Genomic DNA, 21,353 nt, shown 5'->3' on the forward strand with positions numbered 1-21,353 from the left:
CCGCCCCCCGTCGAAGGCGTGCCGCGTGCCCGACAGCCTGAGACCCTGCGGGTCGTGCTAGACGATCGCCTTCGAGAGGCGCAGCCAAAGTTGCTGATCGAAGTCCTTGTCCGGAGCCGCTTGGCCCATGCGGACGACGACCAGCCTTTTGCCCGGAACGACGTAGAGCTTGCGGTCGAGGGCCCCCAGGGCGACCACGAGATCGGCCGGCGCGGCCGGAATCAGCGGGCCCTCGGTGCGGTTCGCCAGAGGGCGGATCGCATAGGCGCTGCCGTTCAGCCACCAGAGACGTCCGTAGGCGGGGTTGGTCCGGGAGCGGGCGAAGATCGCCTTCAGCCCGGCCTCGGAGACGATCCGCTTTCCGCTACGGGCGCGACCGTCGTCCAGCACGAGCTGTCCGAACGCCGCGGCGTCTCGCGGACTGGTGACGAGGCCCGTCGGGTTGCCGACGTCGCCAAAGGCCGCCGGGCGCTTGCGCCATGCGGTGTTCGTCATCCCGGCGGGCGCGGTCAGCCAGTCATGGGTGATCGTCTCCAGCGGCTGCCTGGCCGCGGCGGCCAGCACACGCTTCGTCACGGCATAGGCTGGGGTGTTGTAGAAAAAGACCGAGCCGGGCGGCGCCAGGTAGTCCAGCTTCTCGCCAAGGCCTGAGTTCATGGTCAGCAAGTGGACCACCCGGATAGCCCGCTCCTGCTCGGGCGAAGCCTTCGACCAGCCGGCGCCAACGTAGTCCGAAACGGGCGTCTCGACGTCGAGCATGCCCTTGTCGACGGCGATCGCGGCCAGCACGGCCGCGAAACTCTTCTGCTGCGAGGCCACATCCTCCAGCAGCGCGCCCTCGGACGTGGTCTCGTAGGCGGCCGTGGCCCGGAACTGGCCGGCGTCGGCGGGCAGCGGCCAATTCCTCTCGGCCAGCGTCTTGCGGTCCTGGATGACCAGGAAGCCCGTGGTCTTCTGGCCCTGAACGTACTCGATTACGTCCTGCATGGCGGCGGAGAGCGAGCCGGCGGCCATGGCGGGGGCGGCGACCAGGGCGCCGGCGCCGGCCATCAGGCCTCGGCGCGAAAGGGGTAGCGTCATCCGGCGACTCCAGCTCTGCAATTCAACTCCGGCCGTTCCTCAGCGGGCGCGGCGGATGGCGAGGATAAGGAGGCCACCGGCCGCCGCCGCCACGCCAGCGGCGAGATAGAGCCATGCATAGCCGCTGTAGGTCTGCAGCAACACCGCCCCAAGCAGGGGGGCGAACATCTGGGGCAGGGTGTTGGCGAGGTTGCTCAGGCCCAGGTCCCGTCCGGCGTCATGGGCCGAAGGCAGCACTTCGGTGATGAGCGCGGCGTCGACGGCGGTGAAGAGCCCGTAGCCGGCGCCGAAAACAGCGAAGGCGCCGGCCATCAGCCGCCAATCGGCGCTGAAGGCGAGCAGGATGGCGGCCGCGGCCACCAGCAGCCCTGCGGCGAGCACGAACGCCTTGCGCCGCCTGAGGTGGTCGGACAGGAACCCTCCGGCGAGGCTGGCGGCGACCTGCACCAGGCTGGACCCGATCACGAGCAGGCCCAGGAGCGCCTCGGGCGCAAGCCCGCCGGGCGGCGCGCCGCGGTCCTGGATGTTGAAGAGGGTGAACAGCGATACGATCGTGATCGCCGCCTGGACGAGCAACCGTGAGAGCCAGGCGACCGCGAAGTCGCGGGTGAGCCGGAACGGCCGCAATTTCGCAGCCTGCCGCGGGCGCGCGAGGCGAAACACGCCCGGTCCGGTGGGCGTCTCGCGCGCCAGGAGCAGCACAGGGATCGTGGCGGCGACCAGCAAGCCAGCGATGACCGCATAGCGGACGCTATCCTGCGGCAGCGCCACGCCGACGAGCAGCGCGCCGGTCATGGCTCCGGCCGGCGGCGCGAGCCCGATGAACGCCGCGGCCCGGCCGCGCTGCGCCGGAGGGACCTGGTCCGCCAGCAAGGCCACCAGCGGCCCGAACAGCAGGTTGAGGCAAAGCTGGAACAGCAGGACGCCGCCCACCAGCTCGGGGGTCGCATCCGCCCGCATGATGACGAAGCAGGAGGCCGCCGTGCCGGTGGCGCCGATGATCAACCAGGGCCGCCGCCGTCCGAAGCGCGAGCGCGTGCTGTCGCTGAGCGCGCCGGCCAGGATGTTGGCGCCCCCGGCGACAAGCGCGCCCCAGAACCCGACCTGCGCCAGGATCCAGGCCTTGTTGTCCGGGTCGATGGCCGCGGCCTTGAGCGGCGCCAGTATTGTGAGCAGCGGCATGAACGACAGGAAGGCGCCCACCTGGGCGATCGCGAGCGCGGCCAGGAAAGCGCCGCTGGCGGCTTGCGGTCGCGGGGGGACATCTGCAAGGAAAGCGCTGGACACGGCCGACATCCTGGTGCGGTCTGCGGCCCCGCGCAATCGCCCCCCGCGCGGGGGACGGCGCGGGCCGCCACTCTCATCCCGGCGCGGGAGACCCGATGAGCGCGGTGACGATCTACGACGTGGCGGAGCGCGCCGGCGTCTCCATCAAGTCGGTCTCGCGGGTGTTGAACGGCAAGCCCAACGTCACCGAGGCATTGCGCCGGAAGGTCGAGGAGGCCGCAGACGCCCTCGGCTATCGCCCCAGCCTCTCGGCGCGCGGGCTCGCCGGAGGCCGATCCTATATCATCGCAGCGCTGGTCGACGCCGAGCTTACGGTCGAGCACTGGCGCTCGGGGCGCGGCAACGACTACCTGAGCAGGATGGAGCTCGGCGCGCTCATGGAATGCCGCCAGGCGGGTTGCCACCTGCTGGTCGAGCTGGTGGATGTGGGTTCGGCCACGCTCGAGCGGGACATCCTGGCGATGGTGTCGTCGCTGCGGCCCGACGGGCTGATCCTGACTCCACCGGTGTCGGACTGCGCCGTCGTGCTGGACGCCCTCGACAGGCGCGGCGCGGCCTATGTGCGGCTCGGGGCCGAGACCGAGCCGTCGCGCGGTCGACGCGTCTACATGGACGACCACCGGGCCGCCTATGACATGACGACCTACCTCGCCCGGATGGGGCACAGGGACATCGGCTTCGTCGTCGGCAGCCCGCGCTACGCGGCAAGCCGCGCGCGGCGCGAAGGCTTCGAGGCGGCGATGGCGCGGCACGGCCTGCAGGTGCGGCCCGAATGGATCGCCGACGGCGACTTCACCTTCGCGTCGGGCTTGGAATGCGGGGCCCGGATCCTCTCGACCGACCCGCGGCCCACGGCCATCTTCGCGAGCAACGACGATATGGCCTTCGGCGTGATCCAGGCGGCTACTCGACTGGGCCTGTCGACGCCCGGCGACGTGTCGATCGCGGGGTTCGACGATGCGCCCGGCGCCCAGTTCTCCGTGCCCCAGCTGACCACCGTGCGCCAGCCCGTCGCCGAGATGGCCGAGGCCGGGGCGCGGATGATCATCGCCAATGCCCAGGACGCCGCGCACGAGGCTCCTCGCGTCCGCGAGGTGGCCTATGTGCTGATCGGCAGGGACTCGACAGCGCCGCCTGCTGGCCGCCCCCGGACCTGAATCCCCAAGGAAGGCGACAGCGCCCCGCTATTCACCCGCCAGCCGTAGGCGTTCGGATGGTAGCGTTACCGGTATTTGTTGACAGCGCTGTCATTACACGCGAGGGTTTCATTGTCACAACGGCCGCGACCACAGACGGCCGGGAGGAAACACCCATGGTCCCGCCTGGCAGCCGCCTGGGCGCGCGGTCGTTCGCCGCCGCTTCTTTCGTCCCCACCTGGCGCGGCGAGCGCATCGCCGCGCCGTCCTTTTCCTGCGCCTGAACGGCCTTCCGATGGGGCGAAGGTTCTTGCGGGGCGCTTGCGTGGCCACGGTCGCGACGCTGGGGTTCGCCCCGGCGCAGGCCGCCGCCCCCGTTGAGGCGGTGCATCCGGAGTCGTGGCCGGCGGCGCACAGCCGCGGTCTGGTCGACCCCCGTACGGAAGCCTTCGTCGACGAGCTGATGGGCCGTATGAGCCTGGAGGAGAAGGTCGGCCAGTTGATCCAGGCCGACGTGGGCTCGATCCGGCCCGAAGACCTGCGTGAGTTCCCTCTGGGCTCCATCCTGGCCGGCGGCGACAGCCCGCCGCTGGGCGCGCCCGATCGTTCGCCGGCGCAGGCTTGGCTGGCCACGGCCCGCGCCTTCCGAACCGCCGCAGCCCAGGCGCGGCCCGGCCGTCCCGCGATTCCGCTGATTTTCGGGGTCGATGCGGTGCACGGGAACAACAACGTGGTGGGCGCCACGATCTTCCCGCACAACATCGGCCTGGGCGCGGCGCGCGATCCGGACCTGATCCGCGATATCGGCCGGGCGACCGCCAACGAGGCCGCCGCCGTCGGCATCGACTGGACGTTTGGCCCCACAGTCGCCGTCGTCCGCGACGACCGCTGGGGCCGGACCTACGAGGGCTATTCCGAGGATCCGGAGGTCGTGGCCGGCTACGCCCGCGCCCTGGTGACGGGCTTGCAGGGGACGCCCGCCCAGTGGCCTTCGCTGCAGGCCGGGCGCATCGCCGGCTCCGCCAAGCACTTCCTGGGCGACGGCGGTTCCGCCAACGGCCGGGACCAGGGCGACAACCTGTCGAGCGAGGCGGAACTCGCCCGCCTGAACGCTCCGGGCTACGCCGCGGCCATCGACGCCGGCGTCATGACCGTCATGGCCTCCTTCTCCAGCTGGCGGGGCGTCAAGCTGCACGGACACCGGGGGCTGCTGACCGATGTGCTGAAAGGCCGGATGGGCTTCGACGGCTTCGTCGTCGGGGACTGGAACGCGCACGGACAGGTGCCCGGCTGCACCACCGAGAGCTGTCCCCAGGCGGTCAACGCCGGGCTCGACATGCTGATGGCCCCCGACAGCTGGAAGGGGCTCTACCGCAACACTCTGGCCCAGGCCCGTTCCGGCGAGATCCCAATGGCCCGGCTCGACGACGCCGTCCGCCGCATCCTGCGGGTCAAGGCGAAGGCGGGGCTGTTCGGCGTCCGGCCGCTGGAGGGCAAGCTCGAGCTGGTGGGCGCCCCGGAACACCGGGCGCTGGCCCGCCGCGCGGTGGCCGAGTCCCTTGTGCTCCTGAAGAACAATGGCGGCGTGTTGCCCATCTCCGCGAAGGCGAGGGTGCTCGTGGCCGGCGACGGCGCGGACAATGTCGGCAAGCAGGCGGGCGGCTGGACGCTGAGCTGGCAGGGGACCGGCAACAAGCCTGCCGACTTCCCGAATGCCCAGTCCATCTGGGAGGGCGTCCGCGACGCGGTGGCGGCTGGCGGCGGGCAGGCGGAACTCAGCCCCGACGGCCGGTTCGCCACCCGGCCCGACGTGGCCATCGTGGTGTTCGGCGAGGATCCCTACGCGGAGTTCCAGGGCGACCGCGCGACGCTGGAATATCAGCCCGGCGCCAAGTCCGACCTCGCCCTGCTGCGGAAACTGAAGGCGCAGGGTGTGCCGGTTGTGGCCGTCTTCCTGTCCGGGCGTCCGCTCTGGGTGAACCCGGAGTTCAACGTCGCCGACGCCTTCGTGGCCGCCTGGCTCCCCGGCAGCGAAGGCGGGGGAGTGGCGGACGTGCTGGTCGGCGATGCGCGCGGCCGCCCGCGGAGCGACTTTCGCGGCAAGCTCTCGTTCTCCTGGCCCAGGCGCGCCGATCAGTTCAGCCTCAATCGCGGCGACGCCCGGTACGACCCGCTCTTCGCCTACGGCTACGGCCTCACCTATCGCGACTCACGCACAGTGCCGCAGCTCCCGGAGATCTCCGGCGTCGCGGCCGTGGCCGAGAACGTCGACCGCTACCTGGCGGGTGGGCAGGTCGTGGCGCCGTGGCGGCTGGTGCTGCGGGACGCCGGCGGTGACGAAGCCGTCCCCGGGGCGGGGGCGGGGGCCTCGCCGCAGGGCGCGCTGGCCGTACGGCTGGTGGATGCCGCGGGCGTGCAGGGCGCGGGGCGCGCCTTGGCGTGGACCGGCGAGGGGCGGGCGGTCTTCGCCGGCCCCGAGGTCGACCTCAGGCGCCAGGCGAACGGCGACATGGCCCTGCTGGCGACCTATCGGGTGGACCGGCGGCCCACCGGCGCCGTCCGGCTGGGGATCGGCGGGGCAAGCGTTCCGCTTCAGGGCCTGCTCGGCGCCGCGCAATCCGGCGAATGGCGCACGATCAAGGTCAGGCTTTCCTGCTTTCGGGCCGGCGGCGAGGACCTCGCCGCGGTGACGTCGCCGGCGTGGATCGAGGCTTCGGGAGGACTTGAGCTCGCCCTGGCCGAACTGCGGCTCGCGCCCAACCAGAACGACGCGGTCTGCCCATGAGCGGCGCGGTCATCCTCGACGAATTTGACGCGGGCGCCAAATTGGCTGGGCGACCGCGGCGAGATAGTGACGGTGTTGTGAAAAACTATGATCTTCCAATTGACGAGGTAAGATCGCCGATGATATCGCTACCATAATATGTTCATAAGCTTTCGGAGCCTCCATAAAAGTCATGGGAGGAAAGAATGCTGCGCTGCAATAATAAATCGGATCGATTTGATCCCATAAGACGGGGGAATATCCATGGACCGGCGTAGTTTCCTGCGTACATCTTCATCCGTGCTCGCGATCTCGACGGTGTTGCTTTCCGGTGCGGCCGTCGCCCAGACCAAGGATGCCGCGCCTGGGGAGGTCGAAGAGATCGTTGTCACCGGCTTCCGGGCCTCTCTGGAGGCGGCTCTGGACATCAAGCGCAGCAACAGCGGCGTCGTTGATGCGATCGTCGCCGAGGACATCGGCAAGTTCCCCGACACCAACCTCGCCGAGTCGCTGCAGCGGATCCCCGGCGTCGCCATCGACCGAACCAACGGGGAGGGCGCCGAGGTGACCGTGCGAGGCTTCGGCGGCGGCTTCAACCTGGTGACGCTCAACGGGCGGAACATGCCGACCGCCAACGTGCAAACGGTTGGCGGCGACCAGGACGCCGAGAATATCGACGCCACGAGCCGCTCCTTCGACTTCTCGAACCTGGCTTCGGAAGGCGTCAACATTCTGGAAGTCTACAAGACCGGGCGTGCGGCCATCCCGTCCGGCGGCATCGGCGCCACGATCAACGTCCGCACGCGCAGGCCATTCGACGCCGCCGAGGGGCTGAGCGGCAGCTTCGGCATCAAGGGGCTGTACGACACGGGCGTGGAGGAAAGCCTCAAGGACGCCGACAAGATCACGCCGGAGGCCTCAGGTCTCGTGAACTGGAACGACCCGGGCGGAGTGTTCGGCGTCACGGTCTTCGGCAGCTATCAGAAGCGCAACTTCACCAGCCGAAGCGCCACCTCCAACGAGTGGAACATCCGCACGCTGGCCGACTTCCTGAATCCCGCCAACGGCTTCGTGCGCAACAACAACGCGACCCAGATCACCGGCGCCCCGTCGGACCCCAGCGTCCTCGTCGCAATTCCCAATGACAGCCGCTACCATTTTGCGGAAGGCCAGCGCGAGCGGCTCAACGGCCAGGCCTCGTTCCAATTCCGGCCGGCTGAGAACCTCGTCCTGACCGCCGAGGGCTTCTACGCTCGCAACAAGGCGAGCGAGCACCGGAGCGATCAGACCAACTGGTTCAACCGGCCCTTCGACCGGGTGGTGTTCGACGACAACCCGGTGGTGGCGACGGCAGTGTTCCTGCAAGAGACCCTCAGCGGCACGAAGGACATGGGGTTCGAACAGCAGTTCCGGGCCAATACCGACACTGTTCAGTCCTATGCGCTGAACGGCGCCTGGCAGGTCAGCGACAGGTTCGCCGTCACCGTGGACGGACACATCTCGAAGGCCAAGAGCAAGCCTGGCGGCTCGAATGGAACCAGCTCGACCCTGGTGGCGATCGGCGCCCCGGTGGTCGCGGCCCATTCGGTGGACTTCAGCGGCTCCGTTCCGATCCAGAGCCCGACGATCAACGACGCCGCCCCGCGTGGCAACGGCAACGGCCGGCTGGATGCCGGCGACTTGGGCAGCCAGGTCGGGCGGACCTTTTCCCAGCGGCAATCGCAGGAAATCAAGGAGATCCGGGCGGACGCCGTCTGGGACATCGACGACGGCGGCAGCCGCTTCGACTTCGGCGCGAACTACCGCACGTCCAAGATGCGTCAGTCGGAGACCAACACCCAACAGGACCTCGGCAGTTGGGGCATTTCGAATCCTGGCGACGTGTCGCGGATTGCGGGGAGCCTGGTGAGCGAATTCTGCCTGGCCTGCGCGTTCGACGATTTCGATCTGAAGCAGACCGGTCCGGGTCTCGTCGCCTTCCGCGCCAACCCGATCGAGCTCCTGAACGCATTGTCGGCGGCGTACCCCGGCAACCCGGTGAACATCACCGGCCAGACCGACAATAGGGTCAAGGAGGACATCTACGCCGTCTACGGCCAGGTGACCTGGAAAGGCCGGTTGGGCGACTGGCCGGCCACTATGGTCGCGGGCCTGCGCTACGAGCGCACGGAGGTCGACGCCACGTCCCTTATCCGGACCCCGCGGGCGATCGTGTGGACCGCGGACAATGACTTCCTGGTCTCGACCTCGAGCGCGGACGAGCCGGTCGACGGCAAGGGGAGCTACAACAACCTGTTGCCGGCGCTCGACTTCCAGCTCGAGCTTCGGGAGAACCTCATCGGACGCGCTTCCTTCAGCCGCACCATCGCGCGCCCCGACTACGGCAACCTGTTCGCGGCGGTCACGGCGCAGCAGCCGAACCGGCCATCGGCTAACGGAGGGATCCCGCTCGGCACGTCAGGCAACCCGGACCTGCAGCCCTTGATCTCGGACAACTTCGATGTGTCCCTCGAGTGGTATTTTAAGCCCGGCAGCTTCGTCTCGGCGGGCTTCTTCGAGAAGCGGGTGGATAACTTCGTCGGCACCGGCACGGTGAACCGGACGCTGTTCAACCTCCGCGACCCGGCCTCTGGTGCGGCTGGCACGCGTTCCGGCGCGGCGCGGCAACTGCTGACCGATATCGGCGCCGACCAGACCGACGTGAACCTGTTCACGGCCACCGCCCTGATTATCCGGAACGGCGGGTCCGTCCCCGCGGCGACGGCGCAGTTCCAGGCGAACCGCATCGCGGGTGGCGACCTGAATCAGGCCTTCGTGGACTCGATCCTGTCGTCGATCGACATCGAAGCCAACGCCACCGACCCACTCTTCAACTTCCAGGTGGCGCAGCCGATCAACAACCAGGAGGCGAAGATCTGGGGCTTCGAGGTGGCCGGGGCATACTTCCTGGGCGACACGGGGTTCGGTATCGCGGGGGCCTACACCTTCGTCGACGGAGACGTCGGATTCGATGTCGGCGCGAATCCCGGTGAGGATCAATTCGCCCTTCTAGGGCTGAGCGACACCGCCAACGTCACCTTGATCTATGAGAAATACGGGATTTCGGCGCGGATCGCCTGGAATTGGCGTGACAAATATCTGGTGCGAACAAATCGCGGCGGTCCCCGAAACCCCGTGTTCGTGGCGCCCTTCGACCAAGTCGACCTCAATATCAGCTATGACATCAATGAGAACGTCTCGGTGTCCTTCGAAGGCATCAATGTCCTCGGGGAACACCTCCGGACCTACGCCCGCGACAAGAACGAGCTCTACTACGCGCAGGAACTGGATGCGCGCTACCTGGTGGGCGTCAGGTACAAATTCTAGCCGACGCGGTTTTGGCGAGGCGAGGGGTCGCTGTCCGCAGCGGCCCCTGGGCTTTAGCCTCTGCTGCAGGCGGCCTGCCGGCGGGTGGCCGGGAGTATTGCGATGACGAACAAGGTGCTGCTCAACAACGTCGACCACGCCGACCTGCGGGTGATCGCCCGGCACGGTCCGGAGTTCGGCGACGGCGTCAATCAGGTGCTGGTCTTCCCGAACGAGTTCGAGGATCTGCAGCGGGAGTACCCGATCTTCTTCCGAAGGGACGCCAACGGCGCCTTCCAGGCGGTCGCCCTGCTGGGCCTGGACAGGGACGAGAACCTGTTCCTCGGGGCCGATGGGTGGAACGCCCGCTACGTGCCGGCCGCCCAGCAGCGGGGGCCGTTCTCCATCGTCCTGCAGCCGCCGCGGCCAGGCAGCGCCGCCGAGCCCGAAGCCATGATCCACATCGACCTCGATCACCCCCGGGTGAACCGCGCCGAGGGCGAGCCGCTGTTCCTCCCGGCCGGCGGCAATGCGCCGTACCTGCAGCACGTCTCCCGGCTGCTCGGGACCATCTACGATGGACTGGAGATCGGACCGCCCTTCTTCGAAACGCTCGACCGGCTCGGGCTTATCGAGCCGGTGGACGTGGAGGCCACGCTCACCGACGGCAAGGCGTACGCCATTCCCGGGCTCTTCACGATCTCCGAGGCGCGGCTCGCGGCGGTGGCCGGGGAGGACCTCGAGCGGCTGCACGGGTCGGGGGCGTTGCGGGCGGCCTATGCGGTGCTCTCGTCGCTCGCCAACGTCTCGCGTCTCATCGACGCCAAGCTGCGCAAGCCGGCGGCGCTCTGATGGAACCCGTCCGATCGACGCGGGAGCTGGCGGGCGTCAGGCCGGGCGACATCCCGTTCGACGAACTGCTCGACGCCCAACGCCCGACGATCTTCCGCGGCATGGCGCGGGACTGGCCCCTGGTTCGGAAAGGGCAGGAGTCGCCGCAGGCCTTGGTCGCCGATCTGAAGGCCTGGGACAGCGGCCGGCCCGTGGTGGGCTTCACGGGGCCGCCCGAGATCGGAGGCCGGTTCTTCTACAACGAGGGCCTGACGGGCCTGAACTTCCGGGCCGAGCCTGTGGGCCTGGCCGCCTTCCTGGATCGGATCGTCGAGGGACTGGACCACGCGGCCGGGCCGTCGCTCTACATCGGCTCCACCGATATCGACACCTACCTGCCGGGCCTCCGCGCGGAGAACGACCTTCGCCTCGCGTCGGCGGCCATCGGCGGCGTGACGCCGACCGTGAGCATCTGGATCGGCAACCGTACGGTGGCCGCCGCCCACTACGACATGTCGAACAACATCGCCTGCTGCGTCGCGGGCCGTCGGCGGTTCACGCTCTTCCCGCCGGACCAGGTGGCCAACCTCTATCCCGGCCCGCTCGAGCCGACGCCCGGCGGCCAGGTGGTGAGCCTGGTGGACCTCCGCGCACCCGACTTCGGCCGGTTCCCGCGGTTCCGGGAGGCCCTTGCCGCGGCCCAGACGGCCGAGCTCGAGCCCGGGGATGTCCTCGTCTACCCGGCGCTCTGGTGGCATCAGGTGGAAGCTCTCGAGGCCTTCAATGTGCTGGTGAACTATTGGTGGAACCCGTCGCCGGGGTTCATCGATACGCCGCAGACCACCCTACTGCACGGCCTGCTCAGCCTGCGCGACCGGCCCGAGCACGAGAAGCAGGCCTGGAAGGCGCTTTTCGACTTCTACGTCTTCGGTCCGGCGGCCGGCGCCAGCGCGCACCTGCCAGAGGCGGCTCAAGGGCCACTGGGGCCGCTGGATGACCTCAAGGCCCGGCGCCTGCGCGCCCAGCTGCTGAACCGGCTCAACCGATGAAGCCCGGACCCTAGGGGGAGACGATGCAAGGACAGGTCGTGAAAAAGGTCGTCGTCGCGGGTGGCGGCTCCGCGGGCTGGATGGCCGCCGCGGCGCTGTCCACCCAGTTGGGCGGCCTGCTGGACATCACCCTGGTGGAGTCCGACGCCATCGGCACGGTGGGCGTGGGGGAATCGACGATTCCCACCGCGCGCACCTTCGTCCACCTGCTCGGCCTCGACGAGCGCGAGTTCATGCGGGAGACCGGGGCGACCTTCAAGCTCGGCATCCTGTTCGAGAACTGGGGCCAGCTCGGCGACCGCTACATCCACTCCTTCGGCCAGGTGGGGAAATCCACCCTGATGGCGCACTTCCATCACCTGTGGCTGCAGGCCAGGGCCCAGGGCTTCGGCGGCGATCTGGGCGACTACTGCCTCGAGCTCCGGGCGTCCGAGGAGGGCAAGTTCTTCACGTCCGACGCCGCCCCGGTGAACTACGCCTATCACATCGACGCCACCCGCTTTGGCCGCTACCTGCGCAGGCGCTGCGAGAACAAGGGCGTGCGGCGCGTCGAGGGGAAGATTCAACAGGTCCAGCAGCAACCGGAGACCGGCCACATCACCGCATTGGTCCTGGAGTCCGGCGAGAGGGTCGAGGGCGACCTTTTCATCGACTGCACGGGCTTCCGCGGCGTGCTGATCGACCAGACCCTGAAGGCCGGCTTCGAGGACTGGGGCCAGTGGCTCCCGAACGACCGGGCGGTGGCGGTGCAGACGCGTACGACCCACCCGGCCATGCCGCTCACCCGCGCCATCGCCCATACCGCCGGCTGGCAGTGGGGCATCCCCCTGCAGCACCGCGAAGGCAACGGCTGGGTCTACTGCAGCGACTTCATGTCGGATGACGAGGCGTCCGCGAGCCTGCTGGGCCAGCTCAAGGGCGAGCGGCTCACCGACCCGTGGCAGCTCCGCTTCCGCCCCGGCCGCCGCCGCAAGGCCTGGGACAAGAACTGCGTGGCCATCGGCCTGGCCGCCGGCTTCATCGAGCCGCTGGAAGCCACCTCGCTGCACATGATCATGATCGCCGTGACCCGGCTCCTGCAGCTGTTCCCGTTCACCGGCGTCAACGACGCCCTGGTGACCCGCTTCAACTTCCTGGCCGACCAGGAGATCCTGCGGATCCGCGACTTCATCATCCTGCACTACAACGCGACCCAGCGGACCGACACACCCTACTGGGACCGCTGCCGCACCATGGAGATCCCGCAGTCCCTGGCGGAGCGCATCGAGCTCTTCCGGGAGACGGCCCAGGTCTACCATGTGCCCGGCGAGCTGTTCCTCGTGGACTCCTGGCTCCAGGTGATGCTGGGCCAGCGGATCGTGCCGAAGAGCCACCATCTGATGGGCGCGCTCATGCCGCCCGAGCGGTTGCGCCGCGCCCTCGACGACCTCAGGGGCAACATCGCCCGCGCCGTGGGCCGCATGCCCAGCCACCAGGACTTCGTGGACCAGTACGCCGGCCTCCAGCCAGCGGACTGAGGCGAGCAAGAGGACCGCGACGGTGACCGAACTGGACGCCTTCATCCTTGCCGCGGCGCTCCTGCTCCTGACGCCGGGGCCGACGAACACGCTCCTGGCGGCCGGCGGGGCGATCATGGGCGCGCGCCGCGCGCTGCCGCTGATCACCGCCGAGCTGCTCGGCTACGCTACGGCGATCTTGGCGCTCGAGGTGTTCGTGGCGCCCCTGGCCGAGTCCCTCGCCTGGGTGCGGCTGTCCTTGCGGATCGGGTGCGCCCTCTATCTGGCCTACACCGCCTGGCTCATCTGGCGGGCCCCGCAGGACGACGCTGAGCGGGCGATCACGTGGCGCCGCGTCTTCTTCGCCACGCTCAGCAATCCAAAGGCCCTGGTCTTCGTCTTCGTCATCCTTCCTCCGCGCTCCATCGGCGTCGCCGATCTGGTCCAGCCCTATGCGATCATCCTCTTCGCGCTCATGGCCCTGGCAGGCGGCGCCTGGGTCTCCCTAGGCGCCGCCATCCGTGCGGGGGTCGGCGGCCGAGGCGGCCTGGCGATCCGCCGGACGAGTTCGGTCGTGGTGGCGATCTTCAGCGTCCTGATCCTCGCCTCGATCCTGCCGCCGGCGGCGTCCACCGCCGCGCCGATCCACACCGTGGGCGGACGGTGAGCATGCGAACCTGACGCGCGCTTCGCCTGGCCCCCGCGCGCGCTTGCCCGATCGTTCCTATATCTGGCGCAGCAGTCAGTCTGCGTTCAGGTGGAATGGCGAAGATCGGGGGAAAGGAGTCTGATGATGAAGCCTCTGTTTGTCGGCCTGTTGGCCACCCTGTCGCTGGGCCTCGCGAGCCAGGCCGTGCAGGCCGCCCCCAAGGCGCCCTTGCCGCCGCAGGCCTCGATCCCGTTCGTGAACCACGATGGCATCCGTGACTGGCATGCCGCCGATTCCCGCACCCTCTACGTCCAGGACAATCGCCGGCAATGGTACCGGGCGACGCTGTTCGCCCCGTGCTTCGAGCTGCCGTTCGTCCAGACCATCGGGTTCGAGACCCGCGGGATCGACACCTTCGACCGCTTTTCCACGATCCGGGTGCGTGGCGAACGCTGCGCGGTGAGCAGCGTGGAGCGAAGCGACGCCCCGCCGCCGAAGGCGAAGCGCGCCAAGTCCTGAAGTCGCGGGCGCGACGGAGACCGCGGCTGTCCGGACAGCAAGTTCCGGCGCCCGGACGCGAGATGCGTTGAGCCTGTGGGCGGGATGCGGCCTGGTGCTGCGGCGGGCATGTCCGCGCCGCCACCGGAACCGTCATGAGCATGCAGGAAGACGCGGTCGCCGCGCCGCCCGCCCGAAAGCCGTTCGCCGCCGAGGCCGTCGAGATCGCCAAGACGGTCGCGCTCGCCTTGCTGATCGCGCTGGGGCTGCGGGTGGGGCTGTTCGAGCCCTTCACGATCCCATCGGACTCGATGGAGCCCGGCCTGCGCACCGGCGACTACGTCGTGGTCACGAAGTGGGACTACGGCTGGAGTCGCTATTCGATTCCCCTGGGCCTGCCGCTGTTCCACGGGCGGGCGCTGGAGCGCCAGGGGCCTCAGCGCGGCGACGTGATCGTCTTCAAGCTGCCGCGCGACCCAAAGCAGAACTACGTCAAGCGGCTGATCGGCGTTCCTGGCGACCGGGTCCGGGTGACCGGCGGGACGGTGTTCGTCAACGACCGGCCGATCCGGCAGGAGGAGGGCGGCTTCACCCGCGATCCCGGATCTCCGGACGTCACGGTGCGACAGCGCGTCGAGCGTCGGCCGGACGGGCGGTCCTACATGACCTTCGACCGTGGGCCGGCCCACGACGGCGACGACACCGAGACCTACGTCGTGCCCGAGGGGCGCTACTTCATGATGGGCGACAACCGCGACAACTCGCTGGATAGCCGCTGGCCGCCCTACGCGCTGGGGGTCGGGTTCGTGCCGGCCGAGAACCTGGTGGGCCAGGCGCGGTTCGTGTTGCTGTCATGGCGCGGGGCGTCGCTGTGGAAGCCGTGGACCTGGGCGAACATCGACCTCAGCCGGATCTTCAAGCGGGTCCGCTAGGGGCGGCCCCGGACGTATTCGTCGAGGCTGACCACCCCGTCGCGGTTGGCGTCGAGATGGGCGAAGGCCACGCGGCGCAGGAGGTCATGCGCGGGATCGGCGGGCCGGGCCAGCGAGGGCAGGGCCACCGCGCCCAGGGCCGCGGCGATCGCCGCGCCGATCGCGAGACGCCAGCGCCGACCGCGCGGCCGGGGCGCCTCGATCTGCTGGTCGATAAAGGTGCGCAGGGCCTCGCTGGCCGAGCGGCCGTCCTGCCGGCAGCGTTCCATGAACGCCGTCTTGGCTTCGTAGGGGATCCGAATCTCGAGCGACTCGCTCTTCTTGGGAGGCCTGGGTTCGCGCATGATCGGAATGCAAACCCATTTCACCGGCCGGCGACAGTGAAAACGTGTCCGGACACGGCCTTGCGCCCGGTTGTCGCGGCGCACTCCGACCGCTACCCAGCAGGGGCGAAGGGGAACACCGATGAGCGACGAGGCCGTGGACTTCGACTACCTTGAGGGCTTCGCCGCCGGTGACATGCAGGTCGTCACCGAGGTGCTCGCCCTGTTCCAGGGCCAGGCCGAAGGCTGGATCCCACGGCTGGACCGCGCGGACGCCGAAGGCTGGCGCGACCTGGCCCACACCATCAAGGGCTCGGCGCGCGGCATCGGCGCCGCGGCGCTGGGGGAGGCGGCCGACCGGGCCGAGCGGGGCGATCCATCGCTTGCGCCGGAGCTGCGCGCGGCCCTGGCCGACGCCCTGGCCGCCATCGAAGGCTATCTCACCCGCATCGGCGGCGGCTGAGCCGTCGAAATCGCGCAGGCCCGTTCGTCGTATCGGTACGACCTATCAGGAGCGCGCCATGAAGGCCGAGACCATCCTCGTCGAGAACGTCGCCAGTCCCGACAGCCCGCCGCGCCCGGTGAACCGCGAGAAATACGAGGCGACGCGAGAGGCGGTGATGGCGGCGCTGCCGACGGCCGAGCCGGGACTTTCGTATGCCGAGCTGAAGGCCGCCGCCCTGCCGCGCCTGCCTGAGGCTTTGTTCCCGGGCGGTCAGACCGTCGGTTGGTGGCTGAAATGCGTCCAGCTCGACCTGGAGGCCAAGGGCGTCATTGTGCGCCACAGCAAGCCGCTGCGGTGGTATCGCGCGGCTTAAGGAACCAGCACCCTGTCGGAATAGGTCTCGATCAAGAGGGCGAACGGGCGGCCGTCGGGGGTCTGCAGGTAGGCCCGGTGCTGCAGCACGTTCGGCGGAACGCTCACGGGGAGGTCGAAGCCCACCGGATCGGCCGCCTCCCAACCGGCCGGCAGCGGCTGGAACAGCAGGCGTGACGACAGAGTGCGGCGCTGGAAGCCCAGCGGGCGCACCACGACGCCGAAGGGCCGCTCGGTCGATTCCAGGTCGATGTTCATCTGGGCGGTCAGCCGGCCAGGCAGGTACCAGTTGTCGGCGCGCGACAGGACCACCTCGCCGCACTTCAGCTCGACCCGGCGGCGGCGCACGGGCTCGTTGGCGGCGGCGCCCAGCTGGCGGCGCGCGGCGTTGGCGGCCGGCAGGTCGTCGGGGACCTCGACCTGGCGGGCGAGGATCTTGGGCGCCCCGGGATCGCGCCGGTCGCACAGCGCCTGCAGCACCGCGGTCGCGCTGTCATGGCTGAGCAGGTCGGCGTTCAGCGTCTGGAGCTGAGCCTGCAGGCGCAGGCGCAGGATGTAATCCGCTTGCGAACCTTCCGCCGCCGCGCCGCCCGGCGCCAGCGAGGTCGCGACAAGAGCCGTCGCCACCAGACCTCCTAGAAACCTCAAGTCCCTAAATCCCAGCGCCATTGTCGATGGCCCGCAGCGCCTCTTCGTGCGCCAGCGCCTCCGCCTCGATCCAGCCGATGAAGGCCTTCACCTGCGGGAGCCGTCCCTTGGCCTTGGGATGGACCAGGTAATAGGCGAAGTCGACGGCCGTGGCGATCTGCAGAGGAGCCACCAGGCGTCCCGCGTCCAGGTCGGCCTGGGCCAGCGTGCGCTTGGCCAGCGCCACGCCGCGGCCGTTGGCGGCGGCCTCGATCACCAGGCTGGACTGATTGAAGCGTGGGCCCCGGTGACCGTCGATGCCGCGCAGGCCGCGGGCGGCCAGCCACATGGGCCAGTCGGGGCAGCTGTCGTCGATCTCGGGCGAACCGTCGTGCAGGAGGATGTGGTTGGCCAGGTCCTCCGGCGTCTCCAGCGGATGTTCCGCCAGCAGCTCTGGGGAAACGACGGGGATCACCGCCTCGCTGACCAGTCGCTTCACCTCCAGGCCGGGGTAGCGGCCGGCGCCGTAGCGCAGCGCCAGGTCGACTTCGCCGGCCGAGAGGTCGACCAACTCCATGCCGGCGTTCAGCCAGACGTCCACCTGCGGGTGGGCCCGCTCGAACGCGCCCAGGCGGGGCGCCAGCCACTTGGCGGCGAAGGAAGGCGGGGCGGTGATGGTCAGGCGGCGGCCGTCGACCGCGGCGGTCAGCAGGCTGGCGGCCTCGGCCAGGCGGTCGAACGCCTCGCGCAGGGCGGGCAGGGCGGTCTGGGCCGCGTCGGTCAGCAGCAGGCCCTTGGGCGTGCGCTTGAAGAGGGCCGCGCCGACGTAGTCTTCGAGGTTCTGGATCTGCTGGCTGACCGCCCCCGGCGTCACGGAAAGCTCGTCGGCGGCCCGGCTGAAGTTCAGGTGGCGCGCGGCGGCCTCGAACGCCCGCAGGGCGTTGAGCGGTGGCAGCCGGCGGCGCTGGTGGTTTCGATCCATCCTAGAATTCCTGACACCCCGGGCAGAAGTCCTCGGGTTGCGACTTGGGCTTCTCCGCCCCTATTTGCAAGCGTCCGCCGGTGTATCGGCCCTTTTCACCGGTGGACATCAGACGGGGCGGGCGCGAGTCCGCCCCGTCATGATTTCAGGGTCGGCGTATCGATAGAGAAGCTAAACATGGCCATAGGCGGCGGCAAAGGCAGGCGTACCGATCGCCTCGTGGTGCTGGGCGGAAACGCCGGGCCGCGTGGCCCTGGCCAGGTGTGGCTGGTGGGCGCCGGTCCGGGCGATCCCGAACTTCTGACGATCAAGGCGCTGAAGGTCCTGCAGGCCGCCCAGGTGGTGGTCCACGACGGCCTGGTGTCGGATGAGATCCTCGACCTGGCGCCGGCCGGCGCGCGCCGGATCTCGGTGGCCAAGCGCAAGTCGCGACACTCGTACAGCCAGGATGAGATCAACCGGATGCTCGTGGCCTTCGCCCTCGAAGGCCTGAACGTGGTGCGCCTGAAGGGCGGCGACCCCTTCATCTTCGGCCGCGGCGGCGAGGAGCTGGAAGCTTGCCGTGACGCCGGCGTCGACTGCCACGTGGCGCCCGGCGTGACCGCGGCCCTGGCGGCCAGCGCCAGCGCCGGCGCGCCCCTGACCCATCGCGGTTCGGCCCAGGCCGTCACCTTCGTCACCGGCCACGCGGCCAAGGGCGGCGAGCCTGACCTGGACTGGGATCACCTGGCGAAGGCCAACCAGACGGTGGTGATCTACATGGGCCTGTCGATGGCCACGCCGATCGCGGCGCGCCTGATGGCGGCTGGCCGGGCCGGCTCCACGCCCGCTCTGATCGTCGAGAACGCCAGCCGCGCGGACGAACGCCGGGTGGTGACCACGCTCGCCGGTCTGGCCGAGGCGGCCGCCACCCTGAACGGTCCCGCCCTGCTGATCGTGGGCGAGGCCATGGCGCTCGCGACGTCCAGTGAAGAAGGGGCCGGCGAAGGCCGCACCCAAGTCGAAACCCTCATCCAGGAGGCGCGCGCATGAAGGCGCTCACCGCCAACCGCCTCACCGACGGCGAGGTCGTCTTCTGGAAAGCCGGCCAATGGGTCGAGCGCTTCGCCGACGCCCAGCTCTGGGACGACGACGATCCGGCCGGCGTCGAGGCCGAGGCTGCGGCCAAGAACCAGCCGCTGGTCGTGGTCGACGCCTATCTGATCGACCTGATCGAATCCGAAGGCCTCTGGGCCCCGCTCAGCTACCGCGAGCGCATCCGCGCGCTCGGCCCCTCGAACCACCTCCACCACGGCAAGCAGGCCGAGGGCGGGGCGGTGATCGAGGCGCTGCAGCACGCCCACGGCGCGGCCCGCTCGACCGGCCGCGTCAACCTGATCAAGCGGAAGTAGGCGCATGTACCAGTACGACACCATCGACAAGGCGATGCTCGCCGACCGTTCCAGCGAGTTCCGCGGCCAGGTAGCCCGGCGTCTCGCCGGCGAGCTGACCGAGGACCAGTTCAAGCCGCTCAGGCTGATGAACGGCCTCTATCTGCAGCTTCACGCCTACATGCTGCGCGTCGCCATCCCGTACGGCTCGCTGAACCCGGCCCAGCTGCGCAAGCTGGCCTGGATCGGGCGCACCTACGACAAGGGCTACGGCCACTTCACCACCCGTACGAACCTGCAGTTCCACTGGATCAAGCTGGCCGACACGCCGGACATCCTGGACCACTTGGCCAGCGTCGACATGCACGCCATCCAGACCTCGGGGAACTGCATCCGCAACACCACGACCGATCCCTATGCGGGCGCGACGGCCGAGGAAGTGGACGATCCACGGGTGTGGGCCGAGGCGATCCGCCAGTGGTCGACCTTCCACCCGGAATTCTCGTTCCTGCCGCGCAAGTTCAAGATCGCCATCACCGCGGCGCCCAAGGACCGCACGGCCGCCCGCGTCCACGACATCGGCCTGGTGCTGAAGCGGGCCCGCGACGGCGCGCTGGGCTTCGAGGTGATCGTGGGCGGCGGCATGGGGCGCACGCCCTACGTCGGGCCGACCATCCGCGAGTTCCTGCCGGTGAACCGGCTGCTCTCGTACCTGGAAGCGATCCTGCGCGTTTACAATCGCCACGGCCGCCGGGACAACATCTACAAGGCCCGGATCAAGATCCTGGTCGCCGCGCTCGGCAAGGACGAGTTCGCCAGGCAGGTCGAGGCCGAGTGGGCCAAGATCGGCGAAGGCGCGGATCTGCCCGACACCGAGCTGGCCCGGATCCGCGGCGCCTTCGCCGCGACGGCGTTCGAGGTGCTGCCGGCCCAGTCGGAGGCCTTCGAGGCGGCCAAGGCCTCGACCCCGGCCTTCGCCCGGTTCGTGCGCAACAACGTCAAGCCGCACAAGAAGTCCGGCTACGGCATTGTCGAGGTCAGCCTGAAGGGCATTGGCGACACCCCCGGCGACGCCACCTCCGAGCAGATGGAGACCGTAGCCGACCTGGCTGAGCAGTACGGCCTGGGCGACATCCGGGTGACGCACGAGCAGAACCTGGTGCTGCCGCACGTGAAACTGGACGACATTCCGACCGTATGGGCCGCTCTGCGCGACGCTGGTATCGCCACGCCGAACATCAACCTGGTCAGCGACATCATCGCCTGCCCGGGCCTGGACTACTGCGCCCTGGCCAATGCGCGGGCGATCCCGATCGCCCAGCACATCGCCGAGAAGTTCCGCGACCAGGACCGCGCCGAGAAGATCGGCGAGCTGAAGATCAAGATCAGCGGCTGTATCAACGCCTGCGGCCACCACCACGTGGGCCACATCGGGATCCTGGGCGTCGATAAGAAGGGCGAGGAGTTCTACCAGCTCACTCTGGGCGGCTCGGGGGCGGAGGACGCCTCGGTCGGCTCGATGCTCGGCCCGGCGCTGCCCTACGAAAAGGTCGCCGACGCCGTGGACACCCTGGTCGACGTCTACCTGCGCGAACGCCAGGACGGCGAGCGCTTCCTCGACACCTTCCGCCGCACCGGCGTCACCCCCTTCAAGGAGGCCGTCTATGCCGACGCTCATTGAGCTGAAGGACGGCGTCTGTCGCGGCGCCGAGGACGCGTTCACCCACGTGGCCGACGACCAGGACATGGCGACGGGCGACGTGATTGTGTCGCTGGCCCGCTTCCAGTCGGAAGGCGACGGGCTGCTGTCGGAAGGCCGCCGGGTGGGCGTGCGCCTGAAGGCGGAGGAAGAGGCCGAGGTCCTGGCCTACGACCTGCCGCGTCTGGCGGTGGTGGCGCTGGACTTCCCGAAGTACCGGGACGGTCGCGCCTACACCAACGCCCGGCTGCTGCGCGAGCGGTTCAAGTTCGCAGGCCAGGTCCGCGCCGTGGGGGACGTGCTGCGCGAGCAGGCGGGCTTCATGGTCCGCGTGGGCTTCGACGCCTTCGAGCCAGCCGACGACGCCAGCGCCAACGAATGGCAGGCCGCCGCGCGCCGCTACCGCCACGTCTACCAAAGGTCCGCCGACGGCCGTGCGCCGGCTTTCGCGGAACGGGAGGCATGAGT

At 69.4% G+C, this 21,353-nt stretch carries 20 protein-coding genes; 15 read left to right on the plus strand and 5 right to left on the minus strand.

The annotated features are described in order from the left end of the window. Nucleotides 1–57: 57 nt before the first annotated feature. A complete protein-coding gene (locus EPO51_RS17305; RefSeq protein ID WP_293352817.1) occupies nucleotides 58–1,080 on the minus strand; it encodes a serine hydrolase domain-containing protein in 1,023 nt (340 codons plus the stop codon). Nucleotides 1,081–1,119: 39 nt separating this feature from the next. Then, nucleotides 1,120–2,367 (minus strand): MFS transporter, encoded by a 1,248-nt coding sequence (locus tag EPO51_RS17310; RefSeq protein WP_293352819.1) that lies wholly within the window; start codon nucleotides 2,365–2,367, stop codon nucleotides 1,120–1,122. 95 nt (nucleotides 2,368–2,462) lie between these two features. Here EPO51_RS17310 and EPO51_RS17315 point away from each other — a divergent pair, with 95 nt between their 5' ends. The 9 genes from EPO51_RS17315 (at nucleotide 2,463) to lepB (ending at nucleotide 15,067) form a co-directional block, all read left to right on the plus strand. After that, nucleotides 2,463–3,524, plus strand: a complete 1,062-nt coding sequence (locus EPO51_RS17315) for a LacI family DNA-binding transcriptional regulator (protein ID WP_293352821.1) — start codon at nucleotides 2,463–2,465, stop codon at nucleotides 3,522–3,524. A 274-nt stretch (nucleotides 3,525–3,798) separates the two neighbouring features. Beyond that, entirely contained in the window at nucleotides 3,799–6,288 is a 2,490-nt protein-coding gene (locus EPO51_RS17320) for a glycoside hydrolase family 3 protein (protein ID WP_293352823.1), read from the plus strand. 243 nt (nucleotides 6,289–6,531) lie between these two features. Beyond that, nucleotides 6,532–9,633 (plus strand): TonB-dependent receptor, encoded by a 3,102-nt coding sequence (locus EPO51_RS17325; protein WP_293352825.1) that lies wholly within the window; start codon nucleotides 6,532–6,534, stop codon nucleotides 9,631–9,633. 102 nt (nucleotides 9,634–9,735) lie between these two features. Next, complete coding sequence (locus EPO51_RS17330) at nucleotides 9,736–10,464, plus strand: SapC family protein (protein WP_293352827.1); 729 nt, start codon at nucleotides 9,736–9,738, stop codon at nucleotides 10,462–10,464. Beyond that, nucleotides 10,464–11,492: a cupin-like domain-containing protein gene (locus EPO51_RS17335; protein WP_293352829.1), complete on the plus strand. Its 1,029-nt coding sequence runs from the start codon at nucleotides 10,464–10,466 to the stop codon at nucleotides 11,490–11,492. Before EPO51_RS17330 ends, EPO51_RS17335 begins: the two co-directional genes overlap by 1 nt. Before the next feature lie 23 nt (nucleotides 11,493–11,515). Continuing rightward, nucleotides 11,516–13,009 (plus strand): tryptophan halogenase family protein, encoded by a 1,494-nt coding sequence (locus EPO51_RS17340; protein WP_293352831.1) that lies wholly within the window; start codon nucleotides 11,516–11,518, stop codon nucleotides 13,007–13,009. A 22-nt stretch (nucleotides 13,010–13,031) separates the two neighbouring features. Continuing rightward, entirely contained in the window at nucleotides 13,032–13,655 is a 624-nt protein-coding gene (locus EPO51_RS17345) for a LysE family translocator (protein WP_293352833.1), read from the plus strand. A gap of 126 nt (nucleotides 13,656–13,781) precedes the next feature. Then, the gene (locus EPO51_RS17350) at nucleotides 13,782–14,156 is read left to right on the plus strand and encodes a DUF6491 family protein (protein ID WP_293352835.1); all 375 of its coding nucleotides are present in this window, start codon (nucleotides 13,782–13,784) and stop codon (nucleotides 14,154–14,156) included. Between the two features lie 134 nt (nucleotides 14,157–14,290). Beyond that, the gene (lepB, locus tag EPO51_RS17355; protein ID WP_363200897.1) at nucleotides 14,291–15,067 is read left to right on the plus strand and encodes a signal peptidase I; all 777 of its coding nucleotides are present in this window, start codon (nucleotides 14,291–14,293) and stop codon (nucleotides 15,065–15,067) included. Here lepB and EPO51_RS17360 read toward each other — a convergent pair. Then, a complete protein-coding gene (locus EPO51_RS17360; RefSeq protein ID WP_293352837.1) occupies nucleotides 15,064–15,411 on the minus strand; it encodes a hypothetical protein in 348 nt (115 codons plus the stop codon). The genes lepB and EPO51_RS17360 overlap by 4 nt on opposite strands. A 121-nt stretch (nucleotides 15,412–15,532) precedes the next feature. Here EPO51_RS17360 and EPO51_RS17365 point away from each other — a divergent pair, with 121 nt between their 5' ends. Together EPO51_RS17365 and EPO51_RS17370 are read left to right on the plus strand one after the other, a co-directional pair. Beyond that, the gene (locus EPO51_RS17365; RefSeq protein ID WP_293352839.1) at nucleotides 15,533–15,853 is read left to right on the plus strand and encodes an Hpt domain-containing protein; all 321 of its coding nucleotides are present in this window, start codon (nucleotides 15,533–15,535) and stop codon (nucleotides 15,851–15,853) included. A gap of 58 nt (nucleotides 15,854–15,911) precedes the next feature. Then, nucleotides 15,912–16,208 carry a DUF6958 family protein gene (locus tag EPO51_RS17370; RefSeq protein WP_293352841.1) on the plus strand — a complete coding sequence of 99 codons (297 nt, stop codon included), beginning with the start codon at nucleotides 15,912–15,914 and terminating at the stop codon, nucleotides 16,206–16,208. Here EPO51_RS17370 and EPO51_RS17375 read toward each other — a convergent pair. Next, complete coding sequence (locus EPO51_RS17375) at nucleotides 16,205–16,834, minus strand: hypothetical protein (protein ID WP_293352843.1); 630 nt, start codon at nucleotides 16,832–16,834, stop codon at nucleotides 16,205–16,207. The genes EPO51_RS17370 and EPO51_RS17375 overlap by 4 nt on opposite strands. 25 nt (nucleotides 16,835–16,859) lie before the next feature. Next, a complete protein-coding gene (gcvA, locus tag EPO51_RS17380; RefSeq protein WP_293352845.1) occupies nucleotides 16,860–17,816 on the minus strand; it encodes a transcriptional regulator GcvA in 957 nt (318 codons plus the stop codon). A 177-nt stretch (nucleotides 17,817–17,993) separates the two neighbouring features. On the opposite strand from gcvA, the gene cobA reads away from it, so the two are divergent. From cobA to EPO51_RS17400, 4 genes are read left to right on the plus strand one after another with little or no spacing between them, the layout of a single operon-like run. Beyond that, nucleotides 17,994–18,848, plus strand: coding sequence for a uroporphyrinogen-III C-methyltransferase (gene cobA / locus EPO51_RS17385; RefSeq protein WP_363200901.1), 855 nt, complete (start codon nucleotides 17,994–17,996; stop codon nucleotides 18,846–18,848). Continuing rightward, a complete protein-coding gene (locus EPO51_RS17390) occupies nucleotides 18,845–19,207 on the plus strand; it encodes a DUF2849 domain-containing protein (protein WP_293352847.1) in 363 nt (120 codons plus the stop codon). The genes cobA and EPO51_RS17390 overlap by 4 nt, the downstream gene beginning before the upstream one ends. 4 nt (nucleotides 19,208–19,211) lie before the next feature. After that, nucleotides 19,212–20,867, plus strand: a complete 1,656-nt coding sequence (locus EPO51_RS17395; RefSeq protein WP_293352849.1) for a nitrite/sulfite reductase — start codon at nucleotides 19,212–19,214, stop codon at nucleotides 20,865–20,867. Continuing rightward, nucleotides 20,851–21,351, plus strand: coding sequence for a DUF934 domain-containing protein (locus EPO51_RS17400; protein ID WP_293352851.1), 501 nt, complete (start codon nucleotides 20,851–20,853; stop codon nucleotides 21,349–21,351). Before EPO51_RS17395 ends, EPO51_RS17400 begins: the two co-directional genes overlap by 17 nt. Nucleotides 21,352–21,353: the final 2 nt, after the last annotated feature.

This window comes from Phenylobacterium sp., assembly GCF_004297125.1.
In the GTDB taxonomy this organism is placed as follows: Bacteria; Pseudomonadota; Alphaproteobacteria; order Caulobacterales; family Caulobacteraceae; genus Phenylobacterium.